The sequence below is a fragment of the Nonomuraea sp. NPDC048881 genome (assembly GCF_040649795.1).
Lineage (GTDB): Bacteria > Actinomycetota > Actinomycetes > Streptosporangiales > Streptosporangiaceae > Nonomuraea.
Genome location: NZ_JBEZGC010000002.1, coordinates 62,492 through 76,520, shown reverse-complemented (window position 1 = coordinate 76,520; position 14,029 = coordinate 62,492). Strand labels below are relative to the sequence as shown.

At 73.3% G+C, this 14,029-nt stretch carries 14 protein-coding genes and 1 tRNA gene; 5 read left to right on the top strand and 10 right to left on the bottom strand.

Annotated elements, in window-relative coordinates:
* Positions 1-36 precede the first annotated feature (36 nt).
* Both AB0C33_RS05940 and AB0C33_RS05935 read right to left on the bottom strand, forming a co-directional pair.
* Entirely contained in the window at positions 37-486 is a 450-nt protein-coding gene (locus tag AB0C33_RS05940) for a hemerythrin domain-containing protein (protein WP_358284069.1), read from the bottom strand.
* The gene (locus tag AB0C33_RS05935) at positions 483-1,814 is read right to left on the bottom strand and encodes an MFS transporter (protein WP_358284067.1); all 1,332 of its coding nucleotides are present in this window, start codon (positions 1,812-1,814) and stop codon (positions 483-485) included. Before AB0C33_RS05935 ends, AB0C33_RS05940 begins: the two co-directional genes overlap by 4 nt.
* Positions 1,815-1,836: 22 nt before the next feature.
* On the opposite strand from AB0C33_RS05935, the gene AB0C33_RS05930 reads away from it, so the two are divergent.
* Positions 1,837-2,499: a TetR/AcrR family transcriptional regulator gene (locus AB0C33_RS05930; RefSeq protein ID WP_358284065.1), complete on the top strand. Its 663-nt coding sequence runs from the start codon at positions 1,837-1,839 to the stop codon at positions 2,497-2,499.
* Position 2,500: 1 nt separating this feature from the next.
* On the opposite strand, the gene AB0C33_RS05925 is transcribed toward AB0C33_RS05930, so the two are convergent.
* Positions 2,501-3,448 (bottom strand): helix-turn-helix domain-containing protein, encoded by a 948-nt coding sequence (locus AB0C33_RS05925; protein WP_358284063.1) that lies wholly within the window; start codon positions 3,446-3,448, stop codon positions 2,501-2,503.
* A gap of 202 nt (positions 3,449-3,650) precedes the next feature.
* Between AB0C33_RS05925 and AB0C33_RS05920 the strand changes: the two genes are divergently transcribed.
* Both AB0C33_RS05920 and AB0C33_RS05915 read left to right on the top strand, forming a co-directional pair.
* Positions 3,651-4,670, top strand: coding sequence for a 3-oxoacyl-[acyl-carrier-protein] synthase III C-terminal domain-containing protein (locus AB0C33_RS05920; RefSeq protein ID WP_358284061.1), 1,020 nt, complete (start codon positions 3,651-3,653; stop codon positions 4,668-4,670).
* 271 nt (positions 4,671-4,941) lie between these two features.
* Positions 4,942-6,432, top strand: a complete 1,491-nt coding sequence (locus tag AB0C33_RS05915) for a von Willebrand factor type A domain-containing protein (RefSeq protein WP_358284058.1) — start codon at positions 4,942-4,944, stop codon at positions 6,430-6,432.
* A 13-nt stretch (positions 6,433-6,445) separates the two neighbouring features.
* Here AB0C33_RS05915 and AB0C33_RS05910 read toward each other — a convergent pair whose 3' ends face one another.
* Positions 6,446-7,111: a tRNA-dependent cyclodipeptide synthase gene (locus AB0C33_RS05910; protein ID WP_358284056.1), complete on the bottom strand. Its 666-nt coding sequence runs from the start codon at positions 7,109-7,111 to the stop codon at positions 6,446-6,448.
* A gap of 94 nt (positions 7,112-7,205) precedes the next feature.
* On the opposite strand from AB0C33_RS05910, the gene AB0C33_RS05905 reads away from it, so the two are divergent.
* A tRNA-Ala gene (locus AB0C33_RS05905) sits at positions 7,206-7,278 on the top strand.
* Between the two features lie 29 nt (positions 7,279-7,307).
* Here AB0C33_RS05905 and AB0C33_RS05900 read toward each other — a convergent pair.
* The 3 genes from AB0C33_RS05900 to AB0C33_RS05890 form a co-directional block, all read right to left on the bottom strand.
* Positions 7,308-7,712, bottom strand: a complete 405-nt coding sequence (locus AB0C33_RS05900) for a DUF3224 domain-containing protein (RefSeq protein WP_358284053.1) — start codon at positions 7,710-7,712, stop codon at positions 7,308-7,310.
* A gap of 36 nt (positions 7,713-7,748) precedes the next feature.
* The gene (locus AB0C33_RS05895) at positions 7,749-8,540 is read right to left on the bottom strand and encodes an LLM class flavin-dependent oxidoreductase (RefSeq protein ID WP_358284051.1); all 792 of its coding nucleotides are present in this window, start codon (positions 8,538-8,540) and stop codon (positions 7,749-7,751) included.
* A 92-nt stretch (positions 8,541-8,632) separates the two neighbouring features.
* Complete coding sequence (locus tag AB0C33_RS05890; protein ID WP_358285927.1) at positions 8,633-9,838, bottom strand: FAD-binding protein; 1,206 nt, start codon at positions 9,836-9,838, stop codon at positions 8,633-8,635.
* Positions 9,839-9,904: 66 nt separating this feature from the next.
* On the opposite strand from AB0C33_RS05890, the gene AB0C33_RS05885 reads away from it, so the two are divergent.
* Positions 9,905-10,252 (top strand): PLDc N-terminal domain-containing protein, encoded by a 348-nt coding sequence (locus AB0C33_RS05885; protein WP_358284049.1) that lies wholly within the window; start codon positions 9,905-9,907, stop codon positions 10,250-10,252.
* Here AB0C33_RS05885 and araA read toward each other — a convergent pair.
* Genes araA through araB form a run of 3 tightly spaced genes read right to left on the bottom strand, consistent with a single transcriptional unit; the run spans position 10,249 to position 13,978 of the window.
* Positions 10,249-11,703: an L-arabinose isomerase gene (gene araA, locus AB0C33_RS05880; RefSeq protein WP_358284047.1), complete on the bottom strand. Its 1,455-nt coding sequence runs from the start codon at positions 11,701-11,703 to the stop codon at positions 10,249-10,251. The genes AB0C33_RS05885 and araA overlap by 4 nt on opposite strands.
* Positions 11,700-12,347: an L-ribulose-5-phosphate 4-epimerase gene (locus AB0C33_RS05875; protein WP_352324635.1), complete on the bottom strand. Its 648-nt coding sequence runs from the start codon at positions 12,345-12,347 to the stop codon at positions 11,700-11,702. Before AB0C33_RS05875 ends, araA begins: the two co-directional genes overlap by 4 nt.
* Positions 12,348-12,358: 11 nt before the next feature.
* Complete coding sequence (araB, locus tag AB0C33_RS05870) at positions 12,359-13,978, bottom strand: ribulokinase (protein WP_358285923.1); 1,620 nt, start codon at positions 13,976-13,978, stop codon at positions 12,359-12,361.
* Positions 13,979-14,029: the final 51 nt, after the last annotated feature.

Here is a 14,029-nt window from a genome sequence, read left to right as displayed (position 1 = left end):
CGGCGGGCGGCGGGCGGCGGGCGGCGGGCGGCGGGCTCAGAGGTTCTCGGGCATCGAGGTCATGCCGTTCAGCAGCGGGACGAGCTGTTCCTCCTCGTAGTCCAGGTGGGCCTCCAGCTCGGCGGCCAGCCGGTCGAGCTCGTCGCCCGCGCTCGCGTCCGTGCCCCCGTCCGTGCCCCCGTCCGTGCCCCCGTCCGTGCCGGCCAGGTCGCGGACGCGGGCCACCAGCCGGGCCACCACGCGGTGCTCGGCCCCCAGCCGGGCCAGGACGTCGGCCAGCTCGGGACGCTCGGCGGCCAGGTGCGGGAACAGCACCGCGTCCTCGCCCTCGTGGTGGGCGTGCAGGGCGGCGCAGAAGGCCAGGCAGTGCGTGCGCAGGTCGAACCCCTCGCCGCCGGCCCGCAGACGTGCCAGCTCCCGCCGGAAGCCGTCGTGCAGCTTCACCAGTTCGTCACCCCACGCGATCAGGCGCTGTTCCCCGCTCATGCCCACGCCACCGCCCTCGCCCGGTGGACGGCCGCGAACACGGCGGCCAGCAGGGCGGCCCCGGCGGCGACGCCGAAGCTCCAGCCCGCTCCCCCCGCGGCCGACACGGCCGCGCCGACGGCTCCGGCCAGGCTGCTGCCCACGACCCTGACCAGCGCGTTCACGCCTCCGGCCGCCGCGGTCTTGGCCGGTTCGACGTGCTCGACGGCCATCGTGCCGAGCGCCGCGTACACCAGGCCGACGCCGAGGCCCAGGACGGCGGCGGCCCCGTACAGGTCGGCGGCGGTGTCGCGGAAGACCACCAGCCACACCGCGGCGGCGGTGACCAGCGCGGAGCCGCCGGAGACCAGCGCCGCGGCCGGGAAGCGCCGCATCAGCGGCCCGGCCAGCATCGAGACGGCGAGCATCAGCACCGTGGTCGGCAGCAGGTACAGCCCCACCTGCAGCACCGAGGCCCCGAGGGCGCCCTGGGCGACCGCCGACAGCGTGGTGATCGCCCCGAACAGCGCGAACCCGATGAGGAACGAGGCCACCGTGGCCCCCACCGTGCCCCGGTGCAGCAGCATGGGGATCTCGATCAGCGGCGAGGCGGTGCGCCGGGCCGTGACCACCCACGCCACCGCGAGCACGACCGCCCCCGCGAGCAGGCCCAACGTCGGCGGCGACGTCCAGCCCCAGGCACCGCCCTTGCTGATCGCGAGCAGCAGGCAGACCAGCCAGCCGGCAACGAGCACGGCCCCCACCAGGTCGGGACGCCCGGCCCGCCCGGCCGGCACGGCCTCCCGCACCAGCGCCGCCACCAGCACGAAGCTCAGCGCGCCCAGCGCCGCCAGGATCCAGAACATGGCCCGGTGGTCGCCGCCGACCAGCCCGGCCAGGATCATGCCGCCGCCGCTGCCCACGCCGATCGTGGCGCTGAGCACGCCGATCGCCGTGGCCAGGCGGTGGGCGGGGACCGCCTGCCTGGCCAGCCCCATGGCCAGCGGGAGCAGCGCGGCGGACACGCCCTGCAGCACCCGCCCGGCGACGACCGCGCCGAGCGCGCCGGACAGCGCGGCGACCGCCGCACCGGCCACGAGCAGGGCGAGCGCGGACAGGGCGACCGGGCGGCGGCCGTACATGTCGCCGAGCCGGGACAGCAGCGGGATCGCGACCGCGCCGGACAGCAGGCCGGCGGTGAGCGTCCAGGAGACGGAGGTGGGTGACGCGCCGAACTGCCTCTGGAGCAGCGGGAGCATCGGGACGACGACGGTCATCTGAAGTGACCCGACGGCGACCGCGAACGCCAGGACCACCACCGGCGTCCAGGGAGATGTCTTTTTATACATGTATAGAAAGTAACATGACGGCATGCCCGCACGCACTGGAAGGCCGCCCCGGATCTCGCGGGCGGACATCGTGGCAGCGGCGCACCGGGTCATCGAGGCCGACGGCGTCGGCGGGCTGACCATGCGCAGGCTGGCCAAGGAGGTCGGCAGCACGCCGATGGCGCTCTACCACCACGTCCGCGACAAGGAGGAGCTGCTGCTGCTCCTGCTCGACGAGTACGCGGCCGGGCTGCCGCGCCCCGACCTGCCCGCCGACCCGCGCGAGCGGGTGGTCGTGGTGGCCCTGGCCATGCGCGACGCGGTGGCCGGCTGCCCCTGGGCGGTGGACGTGCTGCGCGCCGACGACCTGCTCGCGGTCGGCGCGCTGTGGTACCCGGAGAAGATCATCGACGCGGCCCTCGGCGCGGGCCTGACGGCCGAGCGCGCCGTGCACCTCTACCGGATCATCTGGCACTACACGGCGGGCGAGATCGCCGTCCGCGCGGCGGCCGGGCGCAGGCGCGAGGAGGGCGGGCCGACCTACCGCGACCAGGTCTTCGCCGGCCTCGACCCGGCCGCCCTGCCCCGCCTGGCCGAACTGGGCGGCCGCTGGGCCGAGCTCACCGCCGAGGACACCTACGAGCTGGGGTTGCGCGCCCTGGTGGACGGCCTGCTCCCCCGCCCCGGCCACACGGCGACGGGTTGAGTCAGGGGCCGAAGGCGCGGCGGTAGGCGGAGGGTGAGGTGCGCATCGCGCGGGTGAAGTGGTGGCGGAACGTCGCCGGGCTCTCGAACCCGACCGCCGCCCCGATCTCCTCCACCGGCACCGCCGTCGTCTCCAGCATCGGCAGGCTCGCCGCCACCCGCTGCGAGATCACCCACCGCAGCGGGCTGGTCCCGGTCTGCCGCTTGAAGTGCCTGATGAACGAGCGTTGCGACATGTGCGCCACCGCGGCCAGGTCCGCCACGCCGATCGGCTCGGCCAGGTGGTCGAGCGCCCACCCCATCGCCCTGGCCACGCCGCCGTCGTCGGCCACGGGCGTGACGGCGGCCTCGATGAACTGGGCCTGACCGCCCTCCCGGTGCGGCGGGACGACCAGGCGGCGGGCGACCGCGTTGGCCACGTTCGGCCCGTGGTCGTTGCGTACCAGGTGGACGAGCAGGTCGAGGCCGGCGGCGCTGCCCGCGCTGGTCAGCACGTCGCCGCCGTCCACGTACAGGACCGAGGGGTTGACGCGGACCGCGGGGAAGCGCCGCTGGAGCAGGTCGGCGTACCTCCAGTGGGTGGTGGCCTCGCGGCCGTCCAGGAGGCCGGCGGCGGCCAGCGCGAACGCGCCGGAGCAGATCGACACCATCCGGGCGCCCCGGCCGTGGGCCAGGCGCAGCGCCTCGACCAGCTCGCCCGAGACCTCGCCCCGGACGTCGGCCACGCCGGGCACGATCACCGTCCCGGCCCCGGCCAGGACGTCGAGCCCGTGCGCGGCCTGCATGGTGAACCCGCCGACCACGCGCAGCGGCTCGGCGGTCTCGGCGCACACCTTGAGGTCGTACCAGGGGACGTCCAGCTCGGGCCGGGGCAGCCCGAAGAACTCCACGACGCACCCCAGCTCGAACGGCGCCATCCCGTCGAAGGCCAGCACGGCGACCGTGGGCAACCGGGCGGGAACCGGCAGCGGAACCGGAACCGGCAGCGGAACGGGAGGCGGAACCGGAACCGGCGGCCGGGCGGGGGCCCGAAGCGGGGCGGCGGGGGTCGAGGGCGGTCGGCCGGAGGACGGAAGCGGCACATCCGCATATTAACCGCCCATATCCGGCGCGAGCAGGTTAGCGCTCCGCTCCCTGCGGCAGGAGTGATATATGCATATTTCGGGGGTAGAGACCGTTTTCCCCGATCACCGCTACGAGCAGGCGGAGATCACCGAAGCGTTCTCCCGTCTGACGGACTGCGACGAGGAGTTGCTGCGGCGCTTCCACGCGGCCACCGGCGTCGTGGGCCGCAACCTCGCACTCCCGCTGGACGGCTACACCAAGCTCGACTCCTTCGCCCGCGCCAACGCCATGTACGTCGAGATCGCCCTCGACCTGGGCGAACAGGCCGTCCGAGGCGCCCTAGAAAAGGCCGACGTGCCGCCGGGGAAGATCGACCACCTGCTGTTCTGCTCGACCACCGGCCTGGCCACGCCCTCGCTGGACGCCAGGCTCGCCCAGCGCCTCGGGCTGCGCGGCGACGTCAAGCGGGTGCCCGTGTTCGGCCTCGGCTGCGCCGCCGGGGCCTCGGGCCTGTCGCGTCTGCATGACTATCTGCGCGGCTGGCCGGACCACGCCGCCGTGCTGGTCTGCGTGGAGCTGTGCTCCCTGACCATCCAGCGCGACGACTCCTCGATCGCCAACATGATCGCCAGCGGCCTGTTCGGGGACGGCGCGGCGGCCGTCGTGGCCACCGGGCGCGGCCGGGGCCCCGAGGTCGTCGCCACCCGCAGCAGGCTCTACCCCGACACCGAGCACCTGATGGGATGGGAGGTGGGCGACCACGGCTTCCACATCGTGCTCGACGCCGACCTCACCCACTTCGTGGACCAGGTGCTGGCCGACGACATCAGGGCCTTCCTGGCCGACTACGGCCTGACCCCCGACCAGGTGCCGACGTGGATCTGCCACCCCGGCGGCCCCAAGGTCATCGACAAGATCGTGCAGAGCCTCGATCTCGATCCCAGGGCCCTGGACGTGACCTGGCGGTCGCTGCGGACGTACGGGAACCTGTCGTCAGTCTCGGTGCTCCACGTGCTCCAGGAGACCCGCGGGCACCCCGGGCGTCCCGCCGTCCTGATGGCCCTGGGGCCCGGTTTCTCCGCCGAACTGCTCCTGCTGCACTGGTGACGCGACCGGCCGACGACCGGCCCGACAACCAGGCGACAACCGGGCGACGGGCGGGCGAAGGTCGATAACGACCGGGCGACGGCCGGTAACGGCAGGGCGACGGCGGCCTCCTCCGGGCCCGCGCGACCGTCCGCGCCGCTCATCCCCGCCCATCCCATCAATCCTGATTTGTCACAACTGATCACGTGACGATCGCGGTTTGTGCTCGCTTGCGTCTCCGGCCCGGCCGCTCCCACACGGATCTCCGTCATAGGACGCGGAGGTGGTTGTGATGAGATGTCGCCCCTTAGCCATTCGTCCCCTGGCCATCAGCGTCGGGCTCGCCGCGCTTCTCGGACTCGCCGCGTGCGGCGGCTCCGGCGGATCGTCCAGCGGCAGCGCCGCGCGGGCCCCCCTGTCCGACACGCAGCGTCAACCCGCGCCGAGCGCGTCCCCGGCCGGCACCCAGGAATCCGAGCAGGACACGACCAAGGCGCAGATCTCCACCTTCGCCCTGGACGTGGACACGGCCTCGTACGGCTACGCCCGCCGTACGCTCCAGGAAGGGCGCTGGCCCGCGCCCGGCGAGATCCGCCCCGAGGAGTGGGTCAACGCCTTCGGGCAGGACTACGCGCAGCCCTCCGACGACGGCTTCGCCGTGCACGTGGACGGCGCCCGGCTGCCCGGCCGCGACGAGGCCGTGCTCCGCGTGGGCCTGCAGACCCGCGCCTCCGACTCGGCCGCGCGCCGCCCGGCCAACCTCACGTTCGTGGTCGACGTCTCCGGCTCGATGGCCGAGACCGGCCGTCTCGACCTGGTCAAGTCGGCCCTGCACAAGCTGCTCGACCAGCTCGCGCCCGGCGACCAGGTGTCGCTCGTGGCGTTCAGCGACGAGGCGGAGGTGCTGGCCTCCATGACGCCGCTCACCGCCAGGAGCCAGCTCCACGCCGCGGTGGACGAGCTGGCCACCGCCGGCGGCACGAATTTGCAGAGCGGCGTCCTGGCCGGGTACCGGGAGGCGTCCCAGGCGTTCCGGGCCGCCGCCACGAACCGGGTCGTCCTGCTCTCCGACGGCCTGGCCAACCAGGGCGACACCGAGTGGCGGTCCATCGTGGAGCAGGTCAAGGAGTACGCGGGCAAGCAGGTCACGCTGCTCACCGTCGGCGTCGGCCGCGACTACGGCGACGAGCTGATGGAGCAGCTGGCCGACAACGGCGACGGCATGGCCGTTTACGTGGACTCCGAGCAGGAGGCCGAGAAGGTCTTCACCACCCAGCTCCCGGCCACCATCGAGGTACGGGCCCGCGACGCCAAGGCGCAGGTCGTCTTCAACCCCTCGGTCGTGGAGAGCTACCAGCTCATCGGCTACGAGAACCGCGCGATGTCGGCCGAGGAGTTCCGTGACGACAGCCGCGACGGCGGCGAGATCGGCCCCGGCCACTCGGTCACGGCCCTGTACGCCCTGCACCTCAAGCCGGGCGCGCGGGGCCAGCTCGCCCAGGCGACCGTGCGCTGGCAGGACCCCGACACCCGGGCAGCCTCCGAGGCCGGCAAGTCGCTGCGGGCCGACGAGCTGAACGCCTCGATCTGGACCGGTACACCGGTCCGGCTGCAGGTGGACGTGGTGGTCGCGGCCTTCGCGGTCTACCTGCGCGACAGGAAGGCGTTCGGCCTGGACCTGCCGGCGCTGCGCGAGCACGCCGGGCGCCTGGCGCGGACCTCGGAGGACCCGATGGTCGCCGAGCTGGTCACCCTGATCGACAAGGCCCGCTCGGTCGGCTGACCGCCCGGCGGGGTCAGGCGGGGTCGGGGGCCGGCCGGGAGGCGACGAAGCCCTGGTGGGGCGAGCGCGAGACGGGCAGTGTGCCCGCGTAGAGCTCCCCCACCAGCGGCATGGGCTCGGGATGGCAGAACACCGACGAGCCCGTGCGCAGGATCGCCGGGCTGTTCAGCACCAGCGGCAGCCCGGCCAGCAGGAACGGCAGCGCGTTCGCGGCCTGTTCGGGGGTGAGCTCCTGGCCGCCGACGCTCGGCAGCACCGCCGCCACGCACCGGGCGCGGAACGCGGCGTCCTTGGCGGCCAGCCGCTCCAGCTCCCGCCGGGAGCGCCGGTAGGCGCGGTTGCCGGCCAGCTCGTTCCAGTCGAAGACGGTGGCGTTGGCCGCGCCCATGCCTTCGAGCACCCGGATCACCCGGTTGCGCGTGTTGTTGGCCGCCGACCGCGCCTTGATCAGCGCCGCCCCGGACGGGAGCCCGCGCGCGACCAGCGTGCCGGCCAGCTCGACGCCCGGCACGAGCACGTGCACGCCGGTGAACGTGCGGGTCGCCCACTCCAGCAGGCTGCGGATGGCCCGCAGGGTGAAGAACCCGTTGAACGCGCTGACCTCGACGACGGCATGCTCGCGAGCGGCGAGGATCTTCGCGCACCGCGGGGTCAACGGGACGGCCTGCACGCTGGACATGGCACGGAGAGTAGCAAGATTTGACTCAGCGTATGCCTGGTACGCGCATGTGTGTGGCGGGTCCCGGAGTCCGATACACTTGTGACCGCAGCAAGGGGCTATGGCGCAGTTGGTAGCGCGCCTCCATGGCATGGAGGAGGTCTGGGGTTCGAATCCCCATAGCTCCACCCCTCATCCACCCGGGCGTCCGCCCGGGTCACTTCCTCTCCCGCAGCTCGTAGTCCAGGGTGTAGGAGTGCGAGCCGTCCGGGGCGATGGTGATGTTCATCCGTCCCGTGATGCCGGTCAGCTCGCCGACGCCCGAGTCGGGCACGATCGTGATGATGAGCGACTGGCCTCCGCGGTCGCTCAGCGCCTGGTGCGCCACGACGAAGCCGCCCTTCCTGCCCTCCAAGGCGCCCTCGATGCGTTCCAGCGCCACGTAGGCGCGCGAGTCCTCCACCGGGGTCGAGGCCACCATCAGATGGACGACGCTCGTCCCGGTCAGGTCGCCGTGGAAGGTCTTGGTCATGCTGACGAGGCCGAGCGCGACGCCGTCGCGGTCGTCGAAGGGCGGCTTGGCGTCCCAGCCGGCGGTGTCGAAGGTTCCCTGTGCGGTCATGGGAAACATCGTGCCGGTCTTACCTGTCAGCTACCGTCAGGTACCGGCCAGACGTTCCACGACGGGCGCGAAGGCGTCGATGAACTGGGCGTTCACCGTCACGTACGAGATCCCGAGCCGGTCCCTGCGCCGCCGCAGGACGTCGGCCATCTCGTCGGGGGTGCCGGTGAGCAGGCCGGTGGCCTCGGGGCCGAGCGGGCCGAAGCGGCCGGCCAGCCAGGCGGGCGGCTCGCCGCCGGCGGCCACCAGGTTCATGCCGAGCTCCAGGTCGTGGAAGCGGTCGCCGGCCAGCTCGTACAGCTCGTCCAGCTTGGCGGCGACCTGGTCCTCGGTGTGCTGCGGCGGCACGCCGAGCGCCACCGTGTCGGCCGTGCGCGCGGCCAGCCCCAGCACGCGCGCGCCCGTCGCGGCGACCAGGATCGGCACGTCCTTGACCGCGTCGATCGTGGCGGCCAGGCGTGCCACGCGCTCGGCAGGGGTGCCGAACGGCACGCCGAGCGCCGCCGCGTCCTGCTCGGCGCCCGGACGCCCGGCGCCCAGCCCCAGCTCGAAGCGTCCGCCGGTGAGGGTGTGCAGGGTGGCGGTCTCCCAGGCGACGGTCTCGGGCGTGCGGTACGGGGCGCTGATCACGTACGTGCCGACGCGCAACGTCGTGGTGACGGCGGCGGCCGCGGCCGCGGCGGCGAACGGCGACAGCGTCCCGAGCGTGTCGGGGACGAGCAGGGTGGAGAAGCCCAGGCTCTCGACCCTGCGGGCCAGCCCGGTCCAGGCCTGCGCGGTGGGGGCGTAACCGGCGACGGCCCCGAATCTGAACGGGTGATCGGTCATGCGCTCCACGATGCCGCGTACCGCCCGGCCGGCACATCGTCCGCCGGACCGGTGGCCCGCTACGACGGCGGGCGCATGCCCGGCGCGGGCCGCTACTCCCCCGGCAGTAGCCGGACGAAGTCGTTGGCGAACTTGCCCGCCGGGTCCAGCCGCCCGGCCAGCTCACGGAAGCCGGCGGGGCAGCCGGGGCGGCGGGTGAACAGCTTGCCCCAGTGGGGCCGCGGGTCGAAGGGGGCGAGCGTCCGCTCGACCAGGTCGATCGCCGGGAGCACGGTGGCGACGTCCCTGATCCAGGTGAAGTGCACGCCGACGCTGTCGCGGTCGCGGAAGGGGCTGAGCCACAGGTCGTCGGCGGCGATCGTGCGCACCTCCGAGATCTGCAGGGCCGGGCGGACGCGGTCGCCGACGGCGTACAGCTCGCGCAGCGCGGCGACCGCGTGCGCGCGGGGCAGCAGGAACTCCGACTGGAGCTCGTCGCCGGCGCCGCTCGGCGGGGCGTCGGGCCGGAAGTGCGGCAGCCGCTCGTGCCAGGGGCCCGGCACGCCGAGCTGCGTGGTGCAGGCGTCGGCGGGCATCCCGGGCAGCGGGTGGCGGGGTTCGGGGGCGGGGCGGGTGCCGTGCCAGGAGCCGGCGGTGAACTGCTCGCGGCGCTTGAGCCAGATCCGGGTGTCGCGCCAGTCGGTGAACAGGCTGACGCTGTAGCCGTTCGCCATGATGTCGTCGAATCCGTCGAGCGCGTCGGGCGTCAGGCCCTCGCGGACGTACTGGCGCAGCTCGAAGGCCGGTACGAGGTCGAGCGTCAGCGTGTGGACGACGCCGAGGGCGCCCAGCGAGACGACCGCGCCGGCGAAGTCGTCGTCCCCGCGCGACAAGGACAGCAGCGAGCCGTCGGCGGTGACCAGCTCCAGCCCGGACACGGCGGCGGCCAGGCAGCGGTTGGCGTCGCCGGAGCCGTGCGTGCCGGTCGCGACCGAGCCGGCGACCGAGATGTGCGGCAGCGAGGCCATGTTCTCCAGCGCGAACCCGGCCGCGTGCACCGCCTCGGCCAGCCGCGCGTACGTGGTGCCGGCCGCGACCCGGACCTTGCGCGCCGCGCTGTCGATCTCGATCGTCGCGGGCATGCGGTCGAGCACGACGAGGTCGCCGGTGGTGTCGGCGACGTCGTTGAAGGAATGACCGCTGCCCAGGGCCCGCACCCGGTCGCTCTCGGCCACCAGGCCGCGCAGCTCGTCGAGCGAGGCGGGGCGGTGGACGGCCCGCGCCCGGAAGGCGGTGTTGCCCGCCCAGTTGGTCAACATCACGGCTTCACCCTATTCATCCGGTTTCCCTTGCCGACTCCCCCGCCCGTCACTACGTTCGGCCCCGTGCTGTATCTGTCCGAGGCCATGGGCCTGGCCACCCTCGTGTTGTGGCTCTACTGCCTCTTCGACGTGATCACCACGCCGGACGCGGTCTGCAGGAACCTGCCCAAGATCGTATGGGTGCTGGTGGTCCTGCTGTTCCCGCTGGTCGGCTCGGTCGTCTGGCTTCTGGCCGGCCGTCCGGAACGCGCCCCGCAGGCGGCCTCGCGCCCGAGCGCGTTCCCCGAGTACGACCGCCCGGGGCGGTTCGCCGCCACCGACCCCGACGACGACGCCGAGTTCCTGCGCCGCTGCCGCGAACGCGCCGAGGAGCAGCGCAGGAACGCCCCGAAGAAGCCGCCGGAGGACTAGAAGCCCTGGGCGAGCCGGTAGTACGCCTGGTTCCAGCGCAGCTCCTTGGTGAACTGCGCCGTCGTGGTGTCCTTGTCGATCACCAGCAGCTCCACGCCGAGCATGTCGGCCAGGTCGGTCAGCTCCTCGCGCCCGACGGCCGTGGACAGCACGGTGTGGTGCGGCGCCCCGGCGGTCAGCCAGGACTCGGTCGAGGTGCGCAGGTTCGGCCGCGGCGACCAGACGGCGCGGGCCACGGGCAGCTTCGGCAGCGGCTGCGGCGGCGCGACGACGTCGATCTCGTTGGCCACCAGGCGGAACCTGTCGCCCATGTCGGCCAGGCCGACGACGATGCCGGGGCCGGGCGCGGCGTCGAACACCAGCCGCACCGGGTCCTCCCGCCCGCCGATGCTCAGCGGGTGGATCTCGCACGACGGCGTCCCGGCGGCGATGGACGGGCAGACCTCCAGCATGTGCGCGCCGAGGATGAGCTCGTTGCCGGGCGTCAGGTCGTAGGTGTAGTCCTCCATGAACGACGTCCCGCCCGGCTTCATGGCCTTGAGGGTGCGCAGCAGGACCGAGGTCTTCCAGTCGCCCTCGCCGCCGAAGCCGTAGCCGTCGGCCATCAGGCGCTGCACGGCCAGGCCGGGGAGCTGGCGCAGGCCGCCGAGGTCCTCGAAGTTCGTGGTGAAGGCGCGGAAGCCGCCGCGCTCCAGGAAGCCGCGCAGGCCGAGCTCGATCCTGGCGGCGTACCGCAGCGACTCGTGGCGCTCGCCGAGCAGCTCGGGGGCCACCCGGTACAGCTCGGCGTACTCCTTGACCAGTGCCGACACGTCGGCGTCGGAGGCCGCGTCCACGGCCTCGACCAGCTCGTTGACGCCGTAGGTGTTGACCGAGACGCCGAACCGCAGCTGCGCCTCGACCTTGTCGCCCTCGGTCACGGCCACGTCGCGCATGTTGTCGCCGAAGCGGGCCAGCCGCAGCGCCCGCACCTCGGCCACGCCCCTGGCCGCCCGCGCCCACGCCTCGACGCGCGCGCCGACGGCCGGGTCGCTGACGTGCCCGGCGACGGTCTTGCGCGGCACGCCGAGCCGGGTCTGCACGAACCCGAACTCGCGGTCGCCGTGCGCGGCCTGGTTGAGGTTCATGAAGTCCATGTCGATGGAGCTCCACGGCAGTTCGACGTCGGCCTGCGTGTGCAGGTGCAGCAGCGGCTTGCGCAGCGCGTCGAGGCCGGCGATCCACATCTTGGCCGGGGAGAAGGTGTGCATCCAGGCGATGACGCCGGCGCACTCGTCGTCCGCGTTGGCCTCCAGCATGACGCGCCTGATCGCGGCGGCGTCGGTCAGCACGGGCCGCCACTGCACGGGCACGGGAAGCTGCTCGGCGATGCGCCGCGACTGCTCGGCCACCTGGCTCAGCGTGTCCTCGCCGTACAGTCCCTGGCTGCCGGTCAGAAACCAGATGTTCAACGCGGGCTCCTCTGTCCGTAGACGTTCTGATAGCGGTCGTACAGGCGGTCGATGTGGGCCGGGCCGATGGGCAGCGGCGTGCCGAGCTGCCTGGACACGTGGACGGTGCGGGCCACGTCCTCGCACATCACGGCGGCCTTGACGGCGGCCTTGGGGTCCTTGCCGATGGTGAAGACGCCGTGGTTCTGCATGAGGACGGCCGGCGAGCGGTGCCCCTTGAGCGTCTCCACGACGCCCTGGCCGATGGAGTCGTCCCCGATCAGCGCGAACGGGCCGACCGGGATCTCGCCGCCGAACTCGTCGGCCATCGCCGTCAGCACGCACGGGATGGGCTCGCCGCGGGCCGCCCACGCCGAGGCGTAGGTCGAGTGGGTGTGCACGACGCCGCCGACCTCGGGCATCTCGCGGTAGACGTAGGCGTGCGCGGCGGTGTCGCTGGAGGGCGCGTGGGCCCCCTCGACGAGGTTGCCGTCGAGGTCGCAGACGACCATGTTCTCCGGGGTCAGCTCGTCGTAGGAGACCCCGGACGGCTTGATGACGAACAGGTCCTCGCCCGGGACGCGGCCCGAGACGTTGCCCGCGGTCCAGACGACCAGGCCGTAGTGCACCAGTTCGGCGTGCAGCCCGGCGACGGTCGCTCTCATTGCCTCGTGGTTCACTTGGCGGCCTCGTTCCTGATCGCGCGGAGGGTGTGCAGCATGCGCCCGTCCCCGAAGTGGTCGTGCAGGTCGCGGTACTGGGCGTACAGGCGGTCGTAGGCGTCGGCGCGGGCCTCGTCCGGCACGTACGCCGCCCGCGCGCGCTTGCCCATCGCCGCGGCGGCCTCCTCGATGCCCGGGTAGGCCCCGGCGGCGACGGCCGCGTGCACGGCCGAGCCGAGCGCCGGGCCCTGGTCGGAGCCGATGACCGACAGCGGGCGGCGCAGCACGTCGGCGTAGACCTGCATGAGGAAGCGGTTCTTGAGCAGCCCGCCGGCGACGACGAACTCCTCGACCGGCACGCCGGACTTCTCGAACGTCTCGACGATCATGCGGGCGCCGTACGCGGTGGACTCGATGAGCGCGCGGTAGACGTCCTCGGGCCTGGTCGCGAGGGTCTGGCCGACGATCACGCCGGACAGGTCGTGGTCCACGAGCACCGAGCGGTTGCCGCCGAACCAGTCGAGCGCGACCAGCCCGTGCGCGCCGACGGCCTGGCGCTCGGCCAGCTCGGTCAGGCGCTCGTGGCCGTCGGTGCCGAAGGTGTCGACGTACCAGGCGAAGATGTCGCCGACGGCGGACTGGCCGGCCTCGTAGCCCCACAGGCCGGGCACGATGCCGTCCCGGACGACACCGCACATCCCGGGCACCTCGGCCAGCCGGTCGCTGGGCATGATGTGGCAGGTGGAGGTGCCCATGATGGCCACCATCTGGCCGGGTCGCACGGCGTCCGCGGCGGCGGCCGTGACGTGGGCGTCCACGTTGCCGACGGCCACGGCGATGCCCTCGGGCAGGCCGGTCCATCCGGCCGCCCGCGCCGTCAGGACGCCGGCCAGGCCGCCGAGGGGGGCCAGGGTGACGCCGCCGACGTCGTCGCCGACCACGCCGGTGGCCAGTTTGCCGGCGAAGCCGGAGAAGCCGGGGTTGAGCGCGGCGAGGAAGTCCTCGGAGGGGTAGCTCCCGTCCTGGAAGACGCCCTTGTAGCCGGCGGTGCAGATGTTGCGGCTCTCGACGCCGGACAGCTGCCAGACGATCCAGTCAGCCGCCTCGATCCAGCGCTCGGCCCGGGCGTACACCTCGGGGGCCTCCTCCAGGACCTGCAGGGCCTTGGCGAACTCCCACTCCGAGGAGATCTTGCCGCCGTAGCGCGGCAGCCAGCTCTCGCCCCGCCGCGCGGCCAGCTCGTTGATGCGGTCGGCGTGCGGCTGGGCGGCGTGGTGCTTCCACAACTTCGGCCAGGCGTGCGGCTGCTCGGGCGTCTCGAAGCACAGGGGCGTGCCGTCGGCCGTGGCCGGCAGGACGGTGCAGGCGGTGAAGTCGGTGCCGATGCCGATCACGTCCTCGGCGGCGACCCCGGCGGCGGCCAGGGCCCCGGGCACGGCCACGCGCAGCACGTCCAGCCAGTCCTGCGGCGACTGCAGCGCCCAGTCGGGGCCGAGCCGCACGCCGGTGCCGGGGAGCGTGTGCTCGATGACGCGCTCGGCGTACTCGTGGACGGCGCTGCCCAGCTCGGCGCCGTCGGACACGCGGACGACGACCGCGCGCCCCGACAGCGTGCCGAAGTCCACTCCGACCACGAACTTGTTAGCGTTCACATTGCACTCCAGAGAGTTGTCTGTTCGCCTGCC